This is a genomic window from Oleiphilus sp. HI0125 (assembly GCF_001635355.1).
The window spans coordinates 1-1,476 of sequence record NZ_LWGF01000048.1; the positions used below are offsets into that span (position 1 = coordinate 1).

Here is a 1,476-nt window from a genome sequence, read left to right on the forward strand (position 1 = left end):
CTAGTAATCTTTTGCGTGCTTTTAACGCTAGAGATTTGATTTCGTATTTCTTTACCAACGGCCATTGTTAGTTGCCTATAAAGTCTGATTAAAAAACTCGATTAAACGGGCAAGCCCATCTAATTACCAAGTTTGGGTAGACTTAAATGTCTCCAAAGAACTCTTGATACCGTCTGCGATATCATTGTTGTAGTCGCCTTTCTCATTGATCTTATTCATAAGATCAGCTTGTTCAGCGTTCATGTAAGAAAGCAATGCTTCTTCAAATGCTACAACTTTGTTCACTGGTACATCATCAAGGAAACCTTCATTGGCTGCGTAAAGTACAACACCCATTTCAGCAACGCTCTGCGGGCTATACTGCTTCTGCTTCATGAGCTCCGTTACACGTTGACCGTGCTCCAATTGCTTACGAGTTGCTTCGTCAAGGTCAGAAGCAAACTGAGCAAACGCTGCAAGCTCACGATATTGAGCAAGTGCTAGACGGACGTTACCGCCAAGTTTCTTAATAATTTTGGTCTGAGCTGCACCACCTACACGAGATACCGAAATACCTGCGTTCATCGCTGGACGAATACCGGCGTTAAATAGGTTAGTTTCTAGGAAGATCTGACCATCAGTGATCGAAATTACGTTAGTGGGTACGAATGCAGATACGTCACCACCTTGTGTTTCGATAACTGGTAGCGCTGTCAAAGAACCTGTTTGGCCTTTAACTTCACCATTAGTGAACTGCTCTACGTACTCTTCACTAACTCGCGATGCACGCTCTAGAAGACGTGAGTGCAAGTAGAATACGTCGCCAGGATATGCTTCACGACCTGGTGGACGACGAAGAAGCAATGAAATTTGACGGTATGCCCAAGCTTGCTTAGTCAAATCATCAAATACGATCAATGCATCCTGACCACGGTCACGGAAGTATTCACCCATTGTAGTACCAGCGTATGGCGCTAAGAAAAGCATTGCTGCTGGATCTGCTGCACCTGCCGCAACGATGATGGTGTGATCCATTGCACCGTGCTCTTCAAGCTTACGTACTACTGCTGCGATAGAAGACTGCTTCTGACCAACCGCTACGTAGATGCACTTAACGCCTGTACCTTTTTGGTTGATGATTGCATCAATTGCAATCGCAGTTTTACCTGTTTGACGGTCACCGATAATCAACTCACGCTGACCACGACCGATTGGCACCATTGAGTCAATTGACTTAAGACCGATTTGAACTGGCTCGTCAACAGACTTACGCGCGATTACGCCTGGTGCAACGACTTCGATAGGAGCCGTCATGTTTGTTTCGATAGGACCTTTGCCATCGATTGGGTTACCAAGTGCGTCAACAACACGGCCGAGAAGCGCTTCACCGATTGGCACTTCCAAAATACGACCAGTACAACGTACTTTCTGACCTTCTGCTAGGCCATTGTAGTCACCTAATACAACGACACCTACAGAATCACGCTCAAGGTTAAG

The 1,476-nt window shown here is 45.6% G+C and carries 1 protein-coding gene; it reads right to left on the reverse strand.

Annotated features, from left to right (window positions below; translation table 11 throughout):
• Positions 1 to 123: 123 nt before the first annotated feature.
• Positions 124 to 1,476: F0F1 ATP synthase subunit alpha (gene atpA, locus A3762_RS00880; RefSeq protein ID WP_068753669.1), on the reverse strand; the 1,353-nt coding region annotated here is incomplete at its 5' end.